The sequence below is a fragment of the Bradyrhizobium sp. ORS 111 genome (genome assembly GCF_045571485.1).
Lineage (GTDB): Bacteria > Pseudomonadota > Alphaproteobacteria > Rhizobiales > Xanthobacteraceae > Bradyrhizobium.
On sequence record NZ_CP120701.1, the window covers coordinates 4,853,880 to 4,869,024 of the forward strand.

A 15,145-nucleotide genomic window follows, 5' to 3' on the forward strand; every position below is an offset into this window, starting at 1 on the left:
GCGATGAACGTTCAAACCGAGCATCGCTCTCCGGCGATCGGTCTCACGCCATACGACGAGGTCTACTATCCCGGCCACGTCTACGGCCTCACTCACCCGAACCACCTCGCGACCATTGCCGCCGTTTACGGCATGCAGCCGGCTCCGGTCGAGCGCTGCCGTGTGCTGGAGCTCGGCTGTGGCGTTGGCGGCAACCTGTTGCCGATGGCTTTTCAACATCCGGCCAGCGAATTCATCGGTGTCGACCTGAGCGGCGTGACGATCGAGCGCGGCCGGCGAAACATCGCGACACTGGGCCTGAACAACATCAAGCTCCTGCATTGCGACATCATGAACGTCGACGCCAGCTTCGGACTGTTCGACTACATCATCGCACACGGCGTGTATTCTTGGGTACCTCCGGCGGTGCGTGAGAAGATGATCACGATTTTCAAGCAGAACCTTGCGCCGCACGGGGTCTGCTACGTCAGCTACAACGCGCACCCGTTCTCGCATCTTCGCGACATGGTCCGCGACATGATGCGGTATCACACCCGCCGCCTCACCGGCATGAAGGAGAAGGTAGGACAGGCTCGCGCGATCCTAAAGTTCCTGAGCGAGGGCTCGAAAGCCAACTCGGTGCACGGTGCGGTTATGCGCGACCAGTACAACCGGGTCCTCAAGGCTCCGGACGAACTGCTGTTTCACGACGATCTCGACGAGGGCGCCGAGGCCTTCTTGCTGCATGAGGTCGTCGAAGACGCGGGCCGCCATGGTCTGCAATATCTGAGCGACGCTGATTTCTCACGACGCTATCTCGCCGGCTATTCCGAGGAAATCCGCACGACGTTGCAGCGCTTCCCGGACAGTGAATTCATGGCGCGCGACCAGTACCAGGATTTCATCGACGGCAACGGCTTCCGGCGCACCTTGCTCTGCCACGACAGCGTCTCACTTCGCCGCCAGATCGACCTCGATTTCGTCACCAGGTTTTACCTCCTGAGCACCACCAGCCCGGTCGATCCCGACGCCTGCGTGACCGACGACTCCGCGATGGAATTTGAGCAGCAAGACGGCAGCAGGGTTACGGTGGCCAAGCCGCTCTTGAAGGCTGCGCACCTCTGTCTCGGCCGGGCCTGGCCACGCGCGCTGTCCTTTGGCGAATTGCTCGATGGCGCCCGTACGCTGCTGGGCGGCCGGCGGGCAGATGATGATCAACAGGTGCTGACGGAGGCGATGTCCATCCTGGCTTGCAGCGGCGAGGTCACCTTCCTGGTATCACCTCCCTTTCTCCGGAACGAAGCGAGCGACCATCCGCAGGCGAGCCTGCTCGCGCGAAAACAGGCGCAAACCGGTCCGTTGGTCACCAACCTGCTCCACCAAACGGTACAGTTGGAGAACGATCGGACGCGGGATTTTCTGCAGTTGCTGGACGGTGTCCGGACCATCGACCAGATCATTGCCGAGATGACCGAAAGATTCGGCCCAACCATCCGGATAGACCAGACCGATACTGCCGGGCAGCCTGCCGAGCCGTTGCTGCTGTCAATGCGAGAGAGCGTAGAACGCTCGCTCGCGATGGTAGGCAAGCTGGGCTTGCTGGTCGCCTGACGCGCTCAACGGCATCACCCCCTGTCCAGGAAGGGCAAGAAGCCGGAAGCCCGTGCCGCCCTTTTTGGAAGCGGCTCGCGCCACTCAGCCATCGTGGGTGTATTGCTGGCCGAGGAGCCATCCGGTGAGAATGCCGGCGGGTCCTCTGGTATAGACCGGATCAATGCCGACACCGGCGCGCAACAGCCGCCATTCGTGCTCGCCGACCCAGGGAATTCCGGGGTCCCCCTTTTGGTATTGCGATAGCAACGTTCGGGCGACCCCAGCGGCATTGGCGTAGATCGGCCCGTTCGCCCACCGAGGTCGCGGCAGACCTGTCATGCGGCAATAGAGCGCCGTGCAGACGTAGGCAGACGCCTCTTCCGCATTGGCGTCAAGGCCGGTGCGCAACAGATCGTAGGCCGCATGCAGACTCTCATGGACGATGTAGGCTTCATCCAGCCGCCCGGTCGCGGACACGACCTCCAACGTGTTCGCCGCAACCACTGTACCGTCCGCTCGGGTTCGCGCGACATCGTTGTATTGCGCTGCGACGTCTGCCGCGAGGTCCGTCGGAACCCTGACGTGGACCTGCCCCAACCGGATCGCGCGCGCGACATGCTGGAACGTCTGTGGCGCGATCGTCACGTGGCTCCCGCGGATCGGAAACCGGAAGCGAATGCGCGCGACCGCCGGACCATTGAGCACGTCTAGCACCCTGCTCCGCAGTGACATCGGATCGTCCTCGTTGTTGACACCGCCCCACGGATGGTGGTCGGCGGTTCTTGTTGGGAGGTTCAAACAGCTCTACGCGGGCATGACGGGACGTCGACCTTCACCGGAAAGCGCCGTCGGCAAAGTCATTCAGCCGGCCGGCATTGAACCCCACCCCGTTCGCGCCAGACCAATCGGAGATCAGCCTTGACCCGGAGGCGGCCCCGTGACGACCATCAACCCGACCACGACCGACACCTACCGGAAGATTGCGGCGCGGCTGACCATGTTTCGGCCGCAGATCGATCTGGCGCAGTACTTCGCCGGGCCCAACCCGGATGTGCGCCTCCATGACGAGAAGCCCTACATCCGACACCAACTCGAGAAGTACGGCGTCGCTGCCGCGACAAACACACTCGACGGCGTCACCTTCCTGCCGAAAAACTGGGACGACCTGATCCAGAAGCTGCGCATTGCCAAGACAACGGACGGATACGATGCCTTCGCCGAAGGGCAGAGCCTGGACAAGCCGCATTGGGCCCTCGATTTGTCGATGGCCGCCACGATCGGCAAGGGATTTCGCGAGATCTGGCGGCCAAAGCTGTCCGACAGGCCGCTCTCGACGCGAGATCTCCCGGGCCGACACGGCTTCGGGCTCGGACGCGACCGCGGGCAGTGGAGCGACGCCTACAGTTCGCAGTTCGGCAAGGACCCGCAGCCGCAGGACATCACCTCGCTGCATTTCGCGGTAGCACCCGATCGGGTGAACGTGCACATCGACGAAACGGGATTCGTGTTCGAGGGCGCCGACGGTGCACTCACGGTCGGGCCGAACTTCGCGCACCACGCCGGCAATGAACTGTTCTGGAAGAGCAATCCGCACCTGCCGCGTTGGGCGGCCGAACACATCGACCTGATCCTGCCGAACAGCGCGAACGACTTTTCGCGCATGGGCATTTCGGTCGACATGTACCAGCGCAAGGATCTGCGCGTCACGGTCACCGGCTCCTGCGGATTTTTCGGCGGATTCGAGTGCTCGGGAACGGTGAGCATCAGCGGGACGCACGATCTGCTTGGTTCGAAGCCCAAGGGCGCGCGCTGAGGTGGGTCTGGACTATGGAGTTTTTGGGAGAAAAACGCCCTGCGGCCATCCTTCGAGACGCCCGCCTTTGGCGGGCTCCTCAGGACGACGGAGAGGGTGCGCGCGCTCCATCCCCGTCATTGCGAGCGGAGCGAAGCAATCCAACGCGCCGCGTACGCGGAAGCATGGATTGCTTCGTCGCTTCAGCGCAAAATTGCTTTGCAATTTTGTCGCGAGCTCCTCGCAATGACGGCCACATAGATACACAGCCTCATGAGGTCTTGTTTTGCGGCACAACAGTAGACCCTCATGGTGAGGAGCGCCGCTTGTGGCGCGTCTCGAACCACGAGGCCGAGTATGTGCGCAGCCGCCCAAGGCGGCATATGCGATAGCCCTGCCGTCGGGAGAGGTGACCTCCGCCGCTGGTTCAGATCAAGCTCATCCCATCATGCGTTAGTGGCTGATCATCCATGGGCGCGCGGTCGGAAAGGCCTTCGCGCCGCTCCTGGTCTTGGTCACCAGCCGCGCCGGCTTCTTTCTGCCGGTCGAACAGCAGCCGCAACCCGGACCATGCACGGCCTTGTACTGATCGAGCGTCTTCGGCGCATGCCGGCTCTGCTCGTTCACCGCGTGCGCCTTGCGCCTGTCCGAGGGCATGCAAAAGAACGCCGGCGCAGTGAGGATCACGCGCGGCGACGTCGCCTCGCATTGCGGACAGTCCTGCGGCAGGTCGCATTCCGCCATCGGACGCATATCGGTGAACGGACCACAGTCATTGCAGAGATATTCGTAGATCGGCATCTTTGATCCTTGCGATTTGGGTGCGGCGCCATCAGGCGGCGGACGCGGGGCGGTCGAACTGCGCCGTCCCGCGCCCTTGCCGCAAGCGTCACTTGTCAGGCGAGATCGGCATCTGCACGTCGCCCTTGATGTGCTTGATGGGTCCTGCCGCCGACGGCATCACGTCGAAGTCGAAGATTTCCGTCGGCAACCACAGCGTGGCGCAGGCGTTGGGCACGTCGACAACGCCGGAGATATGGCCCTGGCACGGCGCGGTGCCGAGGATCGAATAGGCCTGGGCGCCGGAGTAGCCGAACTTCTTCAGATACTCGATCGCATTCAGGCAGGCCTGGCGATAGGCGATGTGCACGTCGAGATAATGCTGCTTGCCGGCCTCGTCGACCGAGATGCCCTCGAAGATCAAATAGTCCTTGTAGTTCGGCGTGATCGGCGACGGCTTGAACACCGGGTTCTTGATGCCGTATTTCGCCACGCCATCCTTGATGACGTCGACCTTGATGTGCAGCCAGCCCGCCATCTCGATGGCGCCGCAGAAGGTGATCTCGCCGTCGCCCTGGCTGAAATGCAGGTCGCCCATCGAGAGACCGCCGCCGGGCACATAGACCGGGAAGTAGATCTTCGAGCCGCGCGAGAGATCCTTGATGTCGCAATTGCCGCCGTGCTCGCGCGGCGGTACGGTGCGGGCACCCTCGAGGCCGATCTTGGCCTTGACGTCACCCTTGGCCTGGCCGGCATGCGCGGTCGGTGCGAACGGCGGGTTGGCGAGCCCCGGCACGCGGGTCGGGTTGGTGGCGATCAGCTCCGCTTCGCGCGCATTCCAGGCCGCGAGCATCTTGGCATCGGGCAGACAGCCGATGAGACCGGGATGGATCAGACCGGCGAAATTGACGCCGGGGACGTGACGCGAGGACGTGTAGAGACCCTTGATGTCCCAGATCGACTTCTGCGCGAGCGGGAAGTGATCGGTCAGGAAGCCGCCACCGTTCTGCTTGGAGAAGAAGCCGTTGAAGCCCCACAGGCTCTCCTTGAGCGGCCCGACGTCAAGCAGATCAACCACGAGAAGATCGCCGGGCTCGGCGCCCTTGACGCCGATCGGGCCGGAGAGGAAGTGCACGATCGACAGATCGATGTCGCGTACATCGTCGGCGGAATCGTTGTTCTTGATGAAGCCGCCGGTCCAGTCGACGGTCTCGATGATGAAGTCGTCGCCGGGGCTGACCCATTCGACGATCGGAACCTCCGGATGCCAGCGGTTGTGGATCTTGTCGTTTTCATAGGCCGACTTGCTGAGATCGACCTTGATCAGTGTATCAGGCATCGAGTTGCTCCCCTTGGTTTACTGACAGTCAGACGGACAAGTATTTGGAGATCTGCGCGGCATCGACGCTCTGGCGCGGATCGTCGCGCACGATCTCGCCGTTCTCGATGACAAGAACCCGATCGGCGATGTCGAGAGCGAAGCTCAAGACCTGCTCGGAGACGACGATCGACAGGCCCCGCTCATCACGGATGCGCTTCAACGTGCGCGCCATGTCCTTGATGATCGACGGCTGAATGCCTTCGGTCGGCTCGTCGAGCAGCAGCACCTTCGGCTTGGTCGCGAGCGCGCGGGCGATCGCAAGCTGCTGCTGCTGGCCGCCGGAGAGATTACCGCCGCGGCGGCCCTTCATCTCGAGCAAAACCGGAAACAATTCGTAGATATCGCCGGGCACTTCCGAGCCGCCGGAGACGACAAGGCCGGTCTCGATATTCTCCTTCACCGTCATGGCGGAGAAGATCATGCGACCCTGCGGCACGTAGGCAAGGCCCCTCGCCACTCGCTCGTAGCTCTTCAGCGCACCCAGCTCAATGCCGTCCATGGTCACCTTGCCGCTCTTAGCCGGCAGGATGCCCATCAGCGACTTCATCAGCGTCGTCTTGCCCATGCCGTTGCGGCCCATGATCGCAACGATCTCGTTGGGCGCGACTGACACGTTGAGCCCGTGCAACACTTCGCTCTGGCCGTAGGCGACGTGAAGATCATTAATTGCCAGCATTGACTAGCTCCCACGACCGATTGGTCTTCTTCACCTCTCCCCATCGGGGAGAGGTCGGCGCGTAGCGCCTGGTGAGGGGCAACAGGTGCCGCGAGAGAGCAAAACCCCTCACCCGGATCGCATCTAGCGATGCGATCCGACCTCTCCCACAAGGGGAGAGGTGAACCGAGTTCGCGGCTCGACCTATCGCAACCATGCGTCAATGCCCCAGATAGACTTCGATGACCTTTGGATCGTTCTTGACGTGCTCCATCGTCCCCTCGGACAGGATCTGGCCCTGATGCAGAACGGTCACCTTGTGGGCGATGTCCTCGACGAACTTCATGTCGTGCTCGATCACCAGCACGGAGCGGTCCTTGATGATGCGGTTGAGGAGCTCCGCGGTCTTGGCGCGCTCCGAGACGCTCATGCCGGCGACCGGCTCATCGAGCATCAGGAGGTCGGGATCCTGGATCAGCAGCATGCCGATCTCGAGCCACTGCTTCTGGCCATGGCTGAGCTGATCAGCGTACGTGTGGAGCCGGTCCTTCAGGAAGATCATCTCGGCGACCTCCTCGACGCGCCGCTTGACCGTCTCATCGCGCTGGAAGGTCAGCGAGCCGAACACGGTGCGGCCGCGCGGGAAGGAGATTTCGAGGTTCTCGAACACGGTGAGATCCTCGAACACCGACGGCGTCTGGAATTTGCGGCCGACACCGGCTTGCACGATCTCGTTTTCCTTCAGCCTGGTCAGCTCCTCGCCACGGAACTGGATTGAACCCGACGTGGCCCTGGTCTTGCCGCAGATCAGGTCGAGCACCGTGGTCTTGCCGGCGCCGTTGGGACCGATGATGACGCGGATCTCGTTCTCCTCGACATAGAAGGAGAGATCGTTGACCGCCTTGAAGCCGTCAAAGGAGACCGTGAGACCGGAGACGGCGAGCAGGAAGTCCTTGGGTTGATGACCGATGAGCATGGTGATCTCTCCTCACTCGGCCGGTGCGCCGTCGGCGACATAATTGGCCGATTTCGGCTTGCGGGACGCCAGCAGGCGGTCGATGCGCGGCTGGACATGGTCCTGCCAGATGCCCGACAGACCGTTCGGAAAGGCCAGCACCACTGCGATGAACAGCGCGCCTAGGCCGAACAGCCAGAGCTGCGGAAAGGATTCCGACAGGCTCGTCTTGGCGAAGTTGACCAGGAGCGCGCCCCAGACTGCGCCGAAGATCGACATTCGCCCACCGACCGCGGTGTAGATCACCATCTCGATCGACGGCACGATGCCGACAAACGATGGCGACATGAAGCCAACCTCGAGCGTGAACATCGCGCCGCCGATCGCAGCGAACACCGCCGCGGCGCAGAAGGCGAAGATCTTGAAGTTGGCGACGCTGTATCCGGAGAAGCGCACGCGGTCCTCCTGCTCCCTCATCGCCACCAGGATGCGCCCGAGTTTTGTCAGGCGGATGAATTGCGCAGCACCGATGCAACCGAACAACAATGCCACCTCGACGAAGTACAGGATATATTTGGCGTGATCGGTGCGGATATCCCAGCCGTGCAGGGTGCGCAGGTCGGTAATCCCGTTGATGCCACCGGTATAGCCCTGCTGTCCCACGATCAGGATGGTCATGATCGCCGCAATCGCCTGCGTGATGATCGCGAAATAAACGCCGCCGACCCGGCGCTTGAACATTGCTGCGCCAATGATGAACGAGAAGAGCGCAGGCACCAGGATGATCGCGATCACAGCCTCCGGGAAGCTATGGAACGGCTTCCAGAAGAGGGGTAACGAGGTGATCTGGTTCCAGTCCATGAAGTCGGGGATCCCCGGGGTCGACTGGATCTTGGTGTTCTCGACGCTGGATGCTTCGAGCTTGAGATACATCGCCATGCAGTAGCCGCCGAGGCCGAAGAACACGCCCTGCCCCAAGCTCAGAATGCCGCCATAGCCCCAGCACAGCACCAGCCCGATGCCGACGAAGGCATAGGTCAGATATTTGGCGACCAGGTTGAGACGGAAGATATCCAGCGACAACGGAAGAATGACGAGCAGGAGCGCCGCGAGCGCGAGGAAGCCGATCAATTCTGATCGATTGAAAAAGCGCGAGTTGATGATCATGGCGGCCTGCTCCTACTTGCGGACCTTGAGCGCGAACAGTCCCTGAGGACGTAGCATCAGGATCGCGACGATCGTCAGCAGCGTGATGACCTTGGCCATCGAGCCCGACATAAAGAACTCCAGCGTCGATTGGGTCTGCGAGATCGAGAAGGCGGAAGCAATGGTGCCGAACAGTGACGCGGCGCCGCCGAACACGACGACCAGGAAGGTATCGACGATGTAGAGCTGGCCCGCGGTCGGGCCGGTCGAGCCGATCATGGTGAAAGCAGAGCCCGCAATCCCGGCGATGCCGCAGCCGAGGCCGAACGTGTAGCGGTCGACTTTCTCGGTGTTGATGCCGACGGCTCCTGCCATCACGCGGTTCTGCACCACGGCCCGGACCTGCTTGCCCCAGCTCGACCAGAACAGGACGTAGGCCACCGCGATGGTGATCAAGATGGTGAGTGCCATCACGAACATGCCGTTGATCGGGATCTGGATCGCATCGGTCGCCTGCCAGGAACCCATCATCCATTCGGGCAACTCGACGCCGACCTCACGTGCGCCGAAGATCGAGCGATAGGCCTGCTGCAGGATCAGGCTCAGTCCCCAGGTTGCCAGCAGCGTATCGAGCGGCCGCTTGTAGAGATGGCGTATCAGGGTCCACTCGACCAGCATGCCGAGCGCACCGGAGGCGATGAACGCGAGGATCATCGCGATGAAGAAGTAACCGGGAAACAGCCAAGGCACGAAGCTCTGCACCGCGTTCGACGTCATCCAGGTGACGTAGGCTCCCAGGATCATGAACTCGCCATGGGCCATGTTGATGACGCCCATCTGGCCGAAGATGATGGCGAGCCCCAGCGCCATCAGCACGTAAACGGAGAACAGGATGAGCCCCGCAAATCCCTGCATCGCAAGGATGGCACCGAGATCGCTGATCGAGTAGTCGCCGAACATGGTGGGTCCTGCAGTTCAAGAAGCATGCGCCGTGGCGCCCGGTGCGCGCCGCGGACGATTCACGCCGCGATGCGCTGAGAGTGAGCTTGCACCTTAGGCGCCCGGTCTCACTGGTATCCCTTCGGGAACGGATTCGGCTCGACGAGGTCGGCGGTTTCGTAGATCAGCTCATACTGGCCGTCGGCCTTGGCCCGTCCGACGCGGGTCTTCGACCAGAGATGGTGATTCTCGTGGATGCGGACATAGCCTTCCGGCGCCCCCTTGAACTCGACACCGGGCGAGGCGGCCGCGACCTTGTCGATGTCGAACGAGCCCGCCTTCTCCACCGTCAGCTTCCACAGCCATGGGCCGAGATAGGCGGCCTGCGTCACGTCACCGATCACGGTCTTCTCGCCCCACATCTTCTTGAAGGCAGGCACGAAGGCCTTGTTGTTTGGATTGTCGAGCGACTGGAAGTACTTCATGCAGGCATAGGCGCCTGCGATGTTTTCGCCACCGATACCGTCGATCTCGTCCTCGGTCACGGAGATCGTCAGCAGCGTCTGCTTCGACAGATCGATGCCGGCTGCCTTGAGCTGCTTGTAGAAGGCAACGTTCGAGCCGCCGACGATGATCGCGTAGATCACATCGGGCTTTGTCAGCTTGATCTTGTTGATGACGGAGTTGAACTGGGTCGAGCCAAGCGGGAAGTACTCCTCGCCGACGACCTTGCAGCCCTGCAGATGACCCTCGATATGCTTGCGCGCGATCTTGTTCGAGGTACGCGGCCAGATGTAGTCCGAGCCGAGCAGGTAGAAGCTCTTCGCGCCCTTGGTCTTGTTGACCCAATCGAGGCCGGCGATGATCTGCTGCGTCGCCTCCTGGCCGGTGTAAATGACGTTCTTGGACTGCTCGAGGCCTTCATAGAAGGTCGGGTAGTACAGCATGCCATTGTACTGCTCGAACACCGGCAGCACGGCCTTTCGCGAGGCCGAGGTCCAGCAGCCCATCACCGCGGCACACTTGTCGTTGACCAGCAGCTTCTTCGCTTTTTCCGCAAAGGTCGGCCAGTCACTCGCGCCGTCCTCCTGGATGAACTTGATCTTGCGGCCGAGCACCCCGCCGGCGGCGTTGATCTGCTCGATCGCGAGCTTCTCGGCCTCGACCGACCCGGTCTCGGAAATCGCCATGGTGCCGGTGACGGAGTGCAGGATGCCAACCGTGACCTCGCTATCGGTGACTGCAAGACCGGTCGTGTTGACCGCGGAGGTTGCAGGAATGTCCGCCAGTGAGGGGCGGGACAGCATCGAAACGGCCGGCAATGCGGCCATTCCCATCAACAGCTTGCGGCGGAGCTGCGACTGCAGCCCTGCTTTGGTTTCGTCTGACATGAGCACCCCATTGGTTCGAGAACGCTTATTGACGAGGCGAGGATTGCTCACTTTTGTGCACCGCACTGATACGCAAGATCGCGTATACGGCACCGCAAAATAGCGACGTAGGTTTTGGTACGGGATTTGCTCCGCAACGGGAGCGAGGCATCACGGACCAGGAGCAAGAGCGCGTGGCAGGGCGGCAGCGGATTGACCGCGTCAGACGCCAGTACAACCAATGGGTCGCGAACCAGACGCTGGAGGACTACGCGCTGCGCTTTACGGCCAAGGGCGCACGAAGATGGTCGGCCGCCCGGGTCGCCAACACGGCGCTCGGCGCCATTTCCTTCCTCGCGCTGGAAGCGATCGGCGGCACCATCACGCTGAACTATGGCGCGATGAACGCCTCCGCAGCGATCCTGGTCGTCAGCGTCATCATCTTCCTGTGCGGGCTGCCGATCGCCTACCATGCCGCAAAATGCGGCATCGATATCGACCTGCTCACCCGGGGCGCGGGTTTCGGCTATATCGGCTCGACCATCACCTCGCTGATCTACGCCTCCTTCACCTTCATCTTCTTCGCGATCGAAGCCGTCATCCTCGCCAGCGCGCTCGACATGTGCTTCGGCATTCCGCGCCCGATCGGATATCTGATCAGCGCGGTCGTGATCATTCCGTTGGTGATCTACGGCATCACGCTCATCAGCCGCTTCCAGCTCTGGACCCAACCGCTCTGGATCATTCTTCACATCATGCCGTTCGCGGCCATTGCCTGGGCCAATCCGCATTCCTTCGCTGAGTGGCGCAAGTTCGCCGGTGAACACGGCGATCCGACGGGCCATCTCGACCTCCTGCTGTTTGGCACGGCCGCCTCCGTCGTATTCGCGCTGGTGGCGCAGATCGGCGAGCAGGTCGACTTCCTGCGATTCCTGCCGCGCGACCGCCGCACCTCGCGAAAAGCATGGTGGATCGCGCTGCTCAGTGCCGGTCCCGGCTGGATCGTGCTCGGCGCGCTGAAGCTGCTCGCCGGCTCCTTCCTCGCCTTCTTTGCGCTCAGCCACGGCGTCTCCGCCGAGCACGCCGCCGAGCCCGCGAGCATGTATCTCGAAGCCTTCCGCTACGTATTGTCGCAGCCGGATCTGGCGATGGCGCTGACCGGAGCGTTCGTGATCCTGTCGCAGGTCAAGATCAACGTCACCAATGCCTATGCCGGGTCGATCGCCTGGTCGAACTTCTTCTCACGCCTCACCCACTCCCATCCCGGCCGTGTGGTGTGGCTGGTGTTCAACGTCGTCGTCGCGCTGCTGTTGATGGAAATCGGCGTCTACAAGACGCTGGAGCAGACGCTCGCGCTCTATTCCAACGTAGCGATCGCCTGGGTCGGCGCGCTGGTCGCCGATCTCGTCATCAACAAGCCGCTCGGCCTGCGCCCACAGCACATCGAGTTCAAGCGCGCGCATCTCTGCGATATCAATCCGGTCGGCGTCGGCGCAATGACGATCGCGACCGTCGTCTCGATCAGCGCGTTCTATGGCCTGTTCGGACCGACCACAAAAGCGTTGTCGGCCTTCGTCGCGCTGGCGGTCGCATTCATCACGGCGCCGCTGATCGCCTGGGCGACCGGCGGCAAGTATTACATCGCACGCAAGCCGAAACGGAGCTGGCAAAACCTGGAGTCGATCCAGTGCTGCATCTGCGAGCACGCGTTCGAGCCCGAGGATATGGCCGCCTGCCCGGCCTATGCCGGCTCGATCTGCTCCTTGTGCTGCTCGCTCGATGCGCGCTGCCACGATCTCTGCAAGCCGCATGGGCGGATCGGCGCGCAGGTCTCGGACGCCCTGGGCAAGGTGATGCCGCAGCCGCTCTACGCCCGCATCAACTCGCAGCTTGGCCATTATCTCGGCGTGTTTGCGGTCTCCTCCGGACTGGTGGCGCTGGTGCTCGGCCTGATCTATCTGCAGACGTCGGCGGCGATGCATACCGACGAGTTGCTGGCCGACGTGCTGTGGAAGGTGTTCTTCGCGCTGATCCTGATCATCGGCGTGGTCGCGTGGCTGTTCGTGCTGGCACAACAGAGCCGGCGCGCGGCGGAGGCGGAAACACGCCGGCAGACCACGCTGCTGATCCAGGAGATCGACGCCCACAAGCGCACCGACGCCGAGTTACAGCGCGCCAAGGAGGTCGCGGAATCAGCCAATCTCGCCAAGAGCCGCTATGTCGTCGGTCTCAGCCACGAGCTGCGCTCGCCGCTGAACGCGATCTCCGGCTACGCCCAACTGCTGGAGCAGGACGAGAGCTTGCAGACAAGGCCGCGCGAGCAGGTGCGTGTGGTCCGCCGCAGCGCCGATCACCTGTCGGGACTGATCGACGGCATCCTGGATATCTCCAAGATCGAAGCCGGGCGTCTCTATCTTTCGCGCGACGAGGTGCGCTTGAGCGACTTCCTCGAGCAACTGGTCGGCATGTTCCGCCTGCAGGCCGCCGCCAAGGGCATCGACTTCGTGTTCAAACGGCCTGCCGTGCTCCCCGCCGTGGTCTATGCCGACGAGAAGCGGCTGCGGCAGATCCTGATCAACCTGCTTTCGAACGCGATCAAGTTCACCCAAACCGGACAGGTGCAATTTGTCGTGCATTACCGCAGCCCGGTCGCCGAGTTCGAGGTGATCGATACAGGGCCGGGCATTCAGCCCGATGACCTGGAGCGGATTTTTGCACCCTTCGAGCGCGGCGCGCTCGGCGTCTCGCAGCCGCAAACCGGCACCGGTCTGGGCCTGACCATCAGCCGTCTGCTCGCGGGCGTGATGGGTGGCGACATCAAGGTGGTGAGCGCGGTGGGCGCCGGCAGCACGTTCCGGGTGAAACTGCTGCTCTCGGAGGTGACCAATCCGCGGCGCGAGGCGCCGGTCGATGCAACCGTTTACGGTTACCATGGCCCGCGCAAGACCATCCTGATCACCGACGACGACCCGACGCATCGCGACCTGCTGCGCGAGGTGCTGGCGCCGCTCGGCTTCATCCTGCTCAGCGCGCCCGACGGACCAGGCTGCCTTGCGCTCGCGCGGCATTGCCGGCCGGACCTGTTCCTGCTCGACATCTCGATGGCCGGCATGGACGGCTGGACGGTTGCCGAAACCTTGCGCTCCGACGGGCATCACCAGGCCCGCATCCTGATGATCTCGGCAAGCGCGCTGGAGGCCCATGGCGCACCACTGGCCCAGCCATTCCACGACGGCTATTTGATGAAGCCGATCGACATCCCGCGGCTGCTCGAGACCGTCCGCCAGTTGCTCAAGATCGAATGGCAGTATGAGCCCGACCAGGCCCCTCCCCCACAATGGAAGCCCGACAGCGCCATCTGTCCGCCGGTGAAATATGTCGAGGAGCTGATAAGCCTCGGCCAATTGGGTTACATCAGGGCGATCCAGCTCAAGCTGGACGAGATCGGCAATGAACATCCCGAACATGCCGACTTCGTCGCGGGGATGCGCACGCTGATCGACCGCTTCGACCTCGACCAATACATGGCGACCTTAAAGATATTGCACAGTTATGACCATTGACCAGAAGAAGCGTGACATCGCCCTCGTTGTTGACGATTCACCCGAAACGTTGCGCTTGCTGACTGATGCGCTCGACGGCGCCGGCATGACGGTGATGGTCGCGCTCGACGGCGCCTCCGCGATCCGGATCGTCGAGCAGATCACGCCCGACATTGTGCTGCTGGATGCCGTGATGCCCGGCATCGACGGATTCGAGACCTGCAGGCGGCTGAAGCGCGACGCCGGGCTCGACGGTGTGCCGATCATCTTCATGACGGGACTGGCCGAAACCGAGCACATCGTCCGCGGGCTGGAGGCTGGCGGCGTCGACTATGTCACAAAACCGATCGTGGTCGAGGAATTGCTGGCGCGCATCCGCGTCCATCTCGCCAACGCGCGGATGACACGGAGCGCCCGTGCGGCGCTGGATGTCTCCGGCCGTTATTTGCTTGCGGTCAACGCTGCGGGCGAGCTGCTGTGGGCGACGCCGCAGGCGCAGAAACTGCTATCAGATACGCTCGTCGACGCTGCCGACAACTTCGCGCTGCCCGCCCCGATGCTGCAATGGCTCGACCAGATGCAAAAGGGCAAGTCGGATTCGAAGACCGCGACCGTGGCGTCGTTGCCCGGTGACGAACAACTCCGCCTGCAGTATATGGGCAAGCTCGGCCCGAACGAGTTCCTGCTTCGGCTCGCCAAGGACACCAGCGGCGACGTGCCGACCGAGTTCTCCAGCGATCTCGGCCTGACCACCCGAGAGGGCGAGGTGCTGTCCTGGCTGTCCAAGGGCAAGACCAACCGCGACATCGCGCAAATCCTGGGCGTGAGCCCGCGCACCGTCGACAAGCATCTGGAGCAAATCTATGCGAAGCTGGGGGTCGATAATCGAACCGCCGCGGCGACGATCGCCGTCAACGCAAGACATCGAAAAACCTGACCGCTCAAGTGGTCGCTAGATTGCATCTCGACAAACCTGCGAATTCCACGCTGGCCTCGTCCAAAGTGGGGCGCGA

Annotated in this window: 12 protein-coding genes; 4 read left to right on the forward strand and 8 right to left on the reverse strand. The window is 62.5% G+C overall.

Annotation, left to right across the window (positions count from 1 at the left end):
• Positions 1–3 precede the first annotated feature (3 nt).
• Positions 4–1,590, forward strand: coding sequence for a methyltransferase regulatory domain-containing protein (locus tag P6U30_RS22705; protein ID WP_407165135.1), 1,587 nt, complete (start codon positions 4–6; stop codon positions 1,588–1,590).
• Positions 1,591–1,674: 84 nt separating this feature from the next.
• Here the strand turns inward: P6U30_RS22705 and P6U30_RS22710 are convergent, their stop codons facing one another.
• A complete protein-coding gene (locus P6U30_RS22710) occupies positions 1,675–2,304 on the reverse strand; it encodes a hypothetical protein (protein WP_407165136.1) in 630 nt (209 codons plus the stop codon).
• A 205-nt stretch (positions 2,305–2,509) separates the two neighbouring features.
• On the opposite strand from P6U30_RS22710, the gene P6U30_RS22715 reads away from it, so the two are divergent.
• Entirely contained in the window at positions 2,510–3,385 is an 876-nt protein-coding gene (locus tag P6U30_RS22715) for a hypothetical protein (RefSeq protein WP_407165137.1), read from the forward strand.
• A 432-nt stretch (positions 3,386–3,817) separates the two neighbouring features.
• Here P6U30_RS22715 and P6U30_RS22720 read toward each other — a convergent pair whose 3' ends face one another.
• From P6U30_RS22720 to urtA, 7 genes are all read right to left on the reverse strand, one after another.
• Positions 3,818–4,165 carry an FmdB family zinc ribbon protein gene (locus tag P6U30_RS22720; RefSeq protein WP_407165138.1) on the reverse strand — a complete coding sequence of 116 codons (348 nt, stop codon included), beginning with the start codon at positions 4,163–4,165 and terminating at the stop codon, positions 3,818–3,820.
• A gap of 88 nt (positions 4,166–4,253) precedes the next feature.
• Positions 4,254–5,483, reverse strand: a complete 1,230-nt coding sequence (gene fmdA, locus P6U30_RS22725; protein ID WP_407165139.1) for a formamidase — start codon at positions 5,481–5,483, stop codon at positions 4,254–4,256.
• Between the two features lie 28 nt (positions 5,484–5,511).
• On the reverse strand, positions 5,512–6,201 hold the full coding sequence (gene urtE, locus P6U30_RS22730; RefSeq protein WP_407165140.1) for an urea ABC transporter ATP-binding subunit UrtE: 690 nt from the start codon (positions 6,199–6,201) through the stop codon (positions 5,512–5,514).
• A gap of 199 nt (positions 6,202–6,400) precedes the next feature.
• Positions 6,401–7,156: an urea ABC transporter ATP-binding protein UrtD gene (gene urtD, locus P6U30_RS22735; RefSeq protein WP_407165141.1), complete on the reverse strand. Its 756-nt coding sequence runs from the start codon at positions 7,154–7,156 to the stop codon at positions 6,401–6,403.
• 12 nt (positions 7,157–7,168) lie between these two features.
• Entirely contained in the window at positions 7,169–8,302 is a 1,134-nt protein-coding gene (urtC, locus tag P6U30_RS22740) for an urea ABC transporter permease subunit UrtC (RefSeq protein WP_407165142.1), read from the reverse strand.
• A 12-nt stretch (positions 8,303–8,314) separates the two neighbouring features.
• Positions 8,315–9,241 (reverse strand): urea ABC transporter permease subunit UrtB, encoded by a 927-nt coding sequence (gene urtB / locus P6U30_RS22745; RefSeq protein ID WP_407165143.1) that lies wholly within the window; start codon positions 9,239–9,241, stop codon positions 8,315–8,317.
• Positions 9,242–9,348: 107 nt separating this feature from the next.
• Positions 9,349–10,611, reverse strand: a complete 1,263-nt coding sequence (urtA, locus tag P6U30_RS22750; RefSeq protein WP_407147031.1) for an urea ABC transporter substrate-binding protein — start codon at positions 10,609–10,611, stop codon at positions 9,349–9,351.
• A 173-nt stretch (positions 10,612–10,784) separates the two neighbouring features.
• On the opposite strand from urtA, the gene P6U30_RS22755 reads away from it, so the two are divergent.
• Both P6U30_RS22755 and P6U30_RS22760 read left to right on the forward strand, forming a co-directional pair.
• Positions 10,785–14,153: an ATP-binding protein gene (locus tag P6U30_RS22755; protein ID WP_407165144.1), complete on the forward strand. Its 3,369-nt coding sequence runs from the start codon at positions 10,785–10,787 to the stop codon at positions 14,151–14,153.
• A complete protein-coding gene (locus P6U30_RS22760; RefSeq protein ID WP_407165145.1) occupies positions 14,143–15,069 on the forward strand; it encodes a response regulator in 927 nt (308 codons plus the stop codon). Before P6U30_RS22755 ends, P6U30_RS22760 begins: the two co-directional genes overlap by 11 nt.
• The last annotated feature ends 76 nt before the right edge of the window (positions 15,070–15,145 follow it).

What these genes read in the sequence shown, in the direction of transcription:
- fmdA (WP_407165139.1), bottom strand. Translation starts at nt 5,483, where the DNA reads ATGCCTGATACACTGATCAAGGTCGATCTCAGCAAGTCGGCCTATGAA.
- P6U30_RS22760 (WP_407165145.1), top strand. Translation starts at nt 14,143, where the DNA reads ATGACCATTGACCAGAAGAAGCGTGACATCGCCCTCGTTGTTGACGAT.
- P6U30_RS22705 (WP_407165135.1), top strand. Translation starts at nt 4, where the DNA reads ATGAACGTTCAAACCGAGCATCGCTCTCCGGCGATCGGTCTCACGCCA.
- urtB (WP_407165143.1), bottom strand. Translation starts at nt 9,241, where the DNA reads ATGTTCGGCGACTACTCGATCAGCGATCTCGGTGCCATCCTTGCGATG.
- P6U30_RS22710 (WP_407165136.1), bottom strand. Translation starts at nt 2,304, where the DNA reads ATGTCACTGCGGAGCAGGGTGCTAGACGTGCTCAATGGTCCGGCGGTC.
- urtE (WP_407165140.1), bottom strand. Translation starts at nt 6,201, where the DNA reads ATGCTGGCAATTAATGATCTTCACGTCGCCTACGGCCAGAGCGAAGTG.
- P6U30_RS22720 (WP_407165138.1), bottom strand. Translation starts at nt 4,165, where the DNA reads ATGCCGATCTACGAATATCTCTGCAATGACTGTGGTCCGTTCACCGAT.
- urtD (WP_407165141.1), bottom strand. Translation starts at nt 7,156, where the DNA reads ATGCTCATCGGTCATCAACCCAAGGACTTCCTGCTCGCCGTCTCCGGT.
- urtC (WP_407165142.1), bottom strand. Translation starts at nt 8,302, where the DNA reads ATGATCATCAACTCGCGCTTTTTCAATCGATCAGAATTGATCGGCTTC.
- urtA (WP_407147031.1), bottom strand. Translation starts at nt 10,611, where the DNA reads ATGTCAGACGAAACCAAAGCAGGGCTGCAGTCGCAGCTCCGCCGCAAG.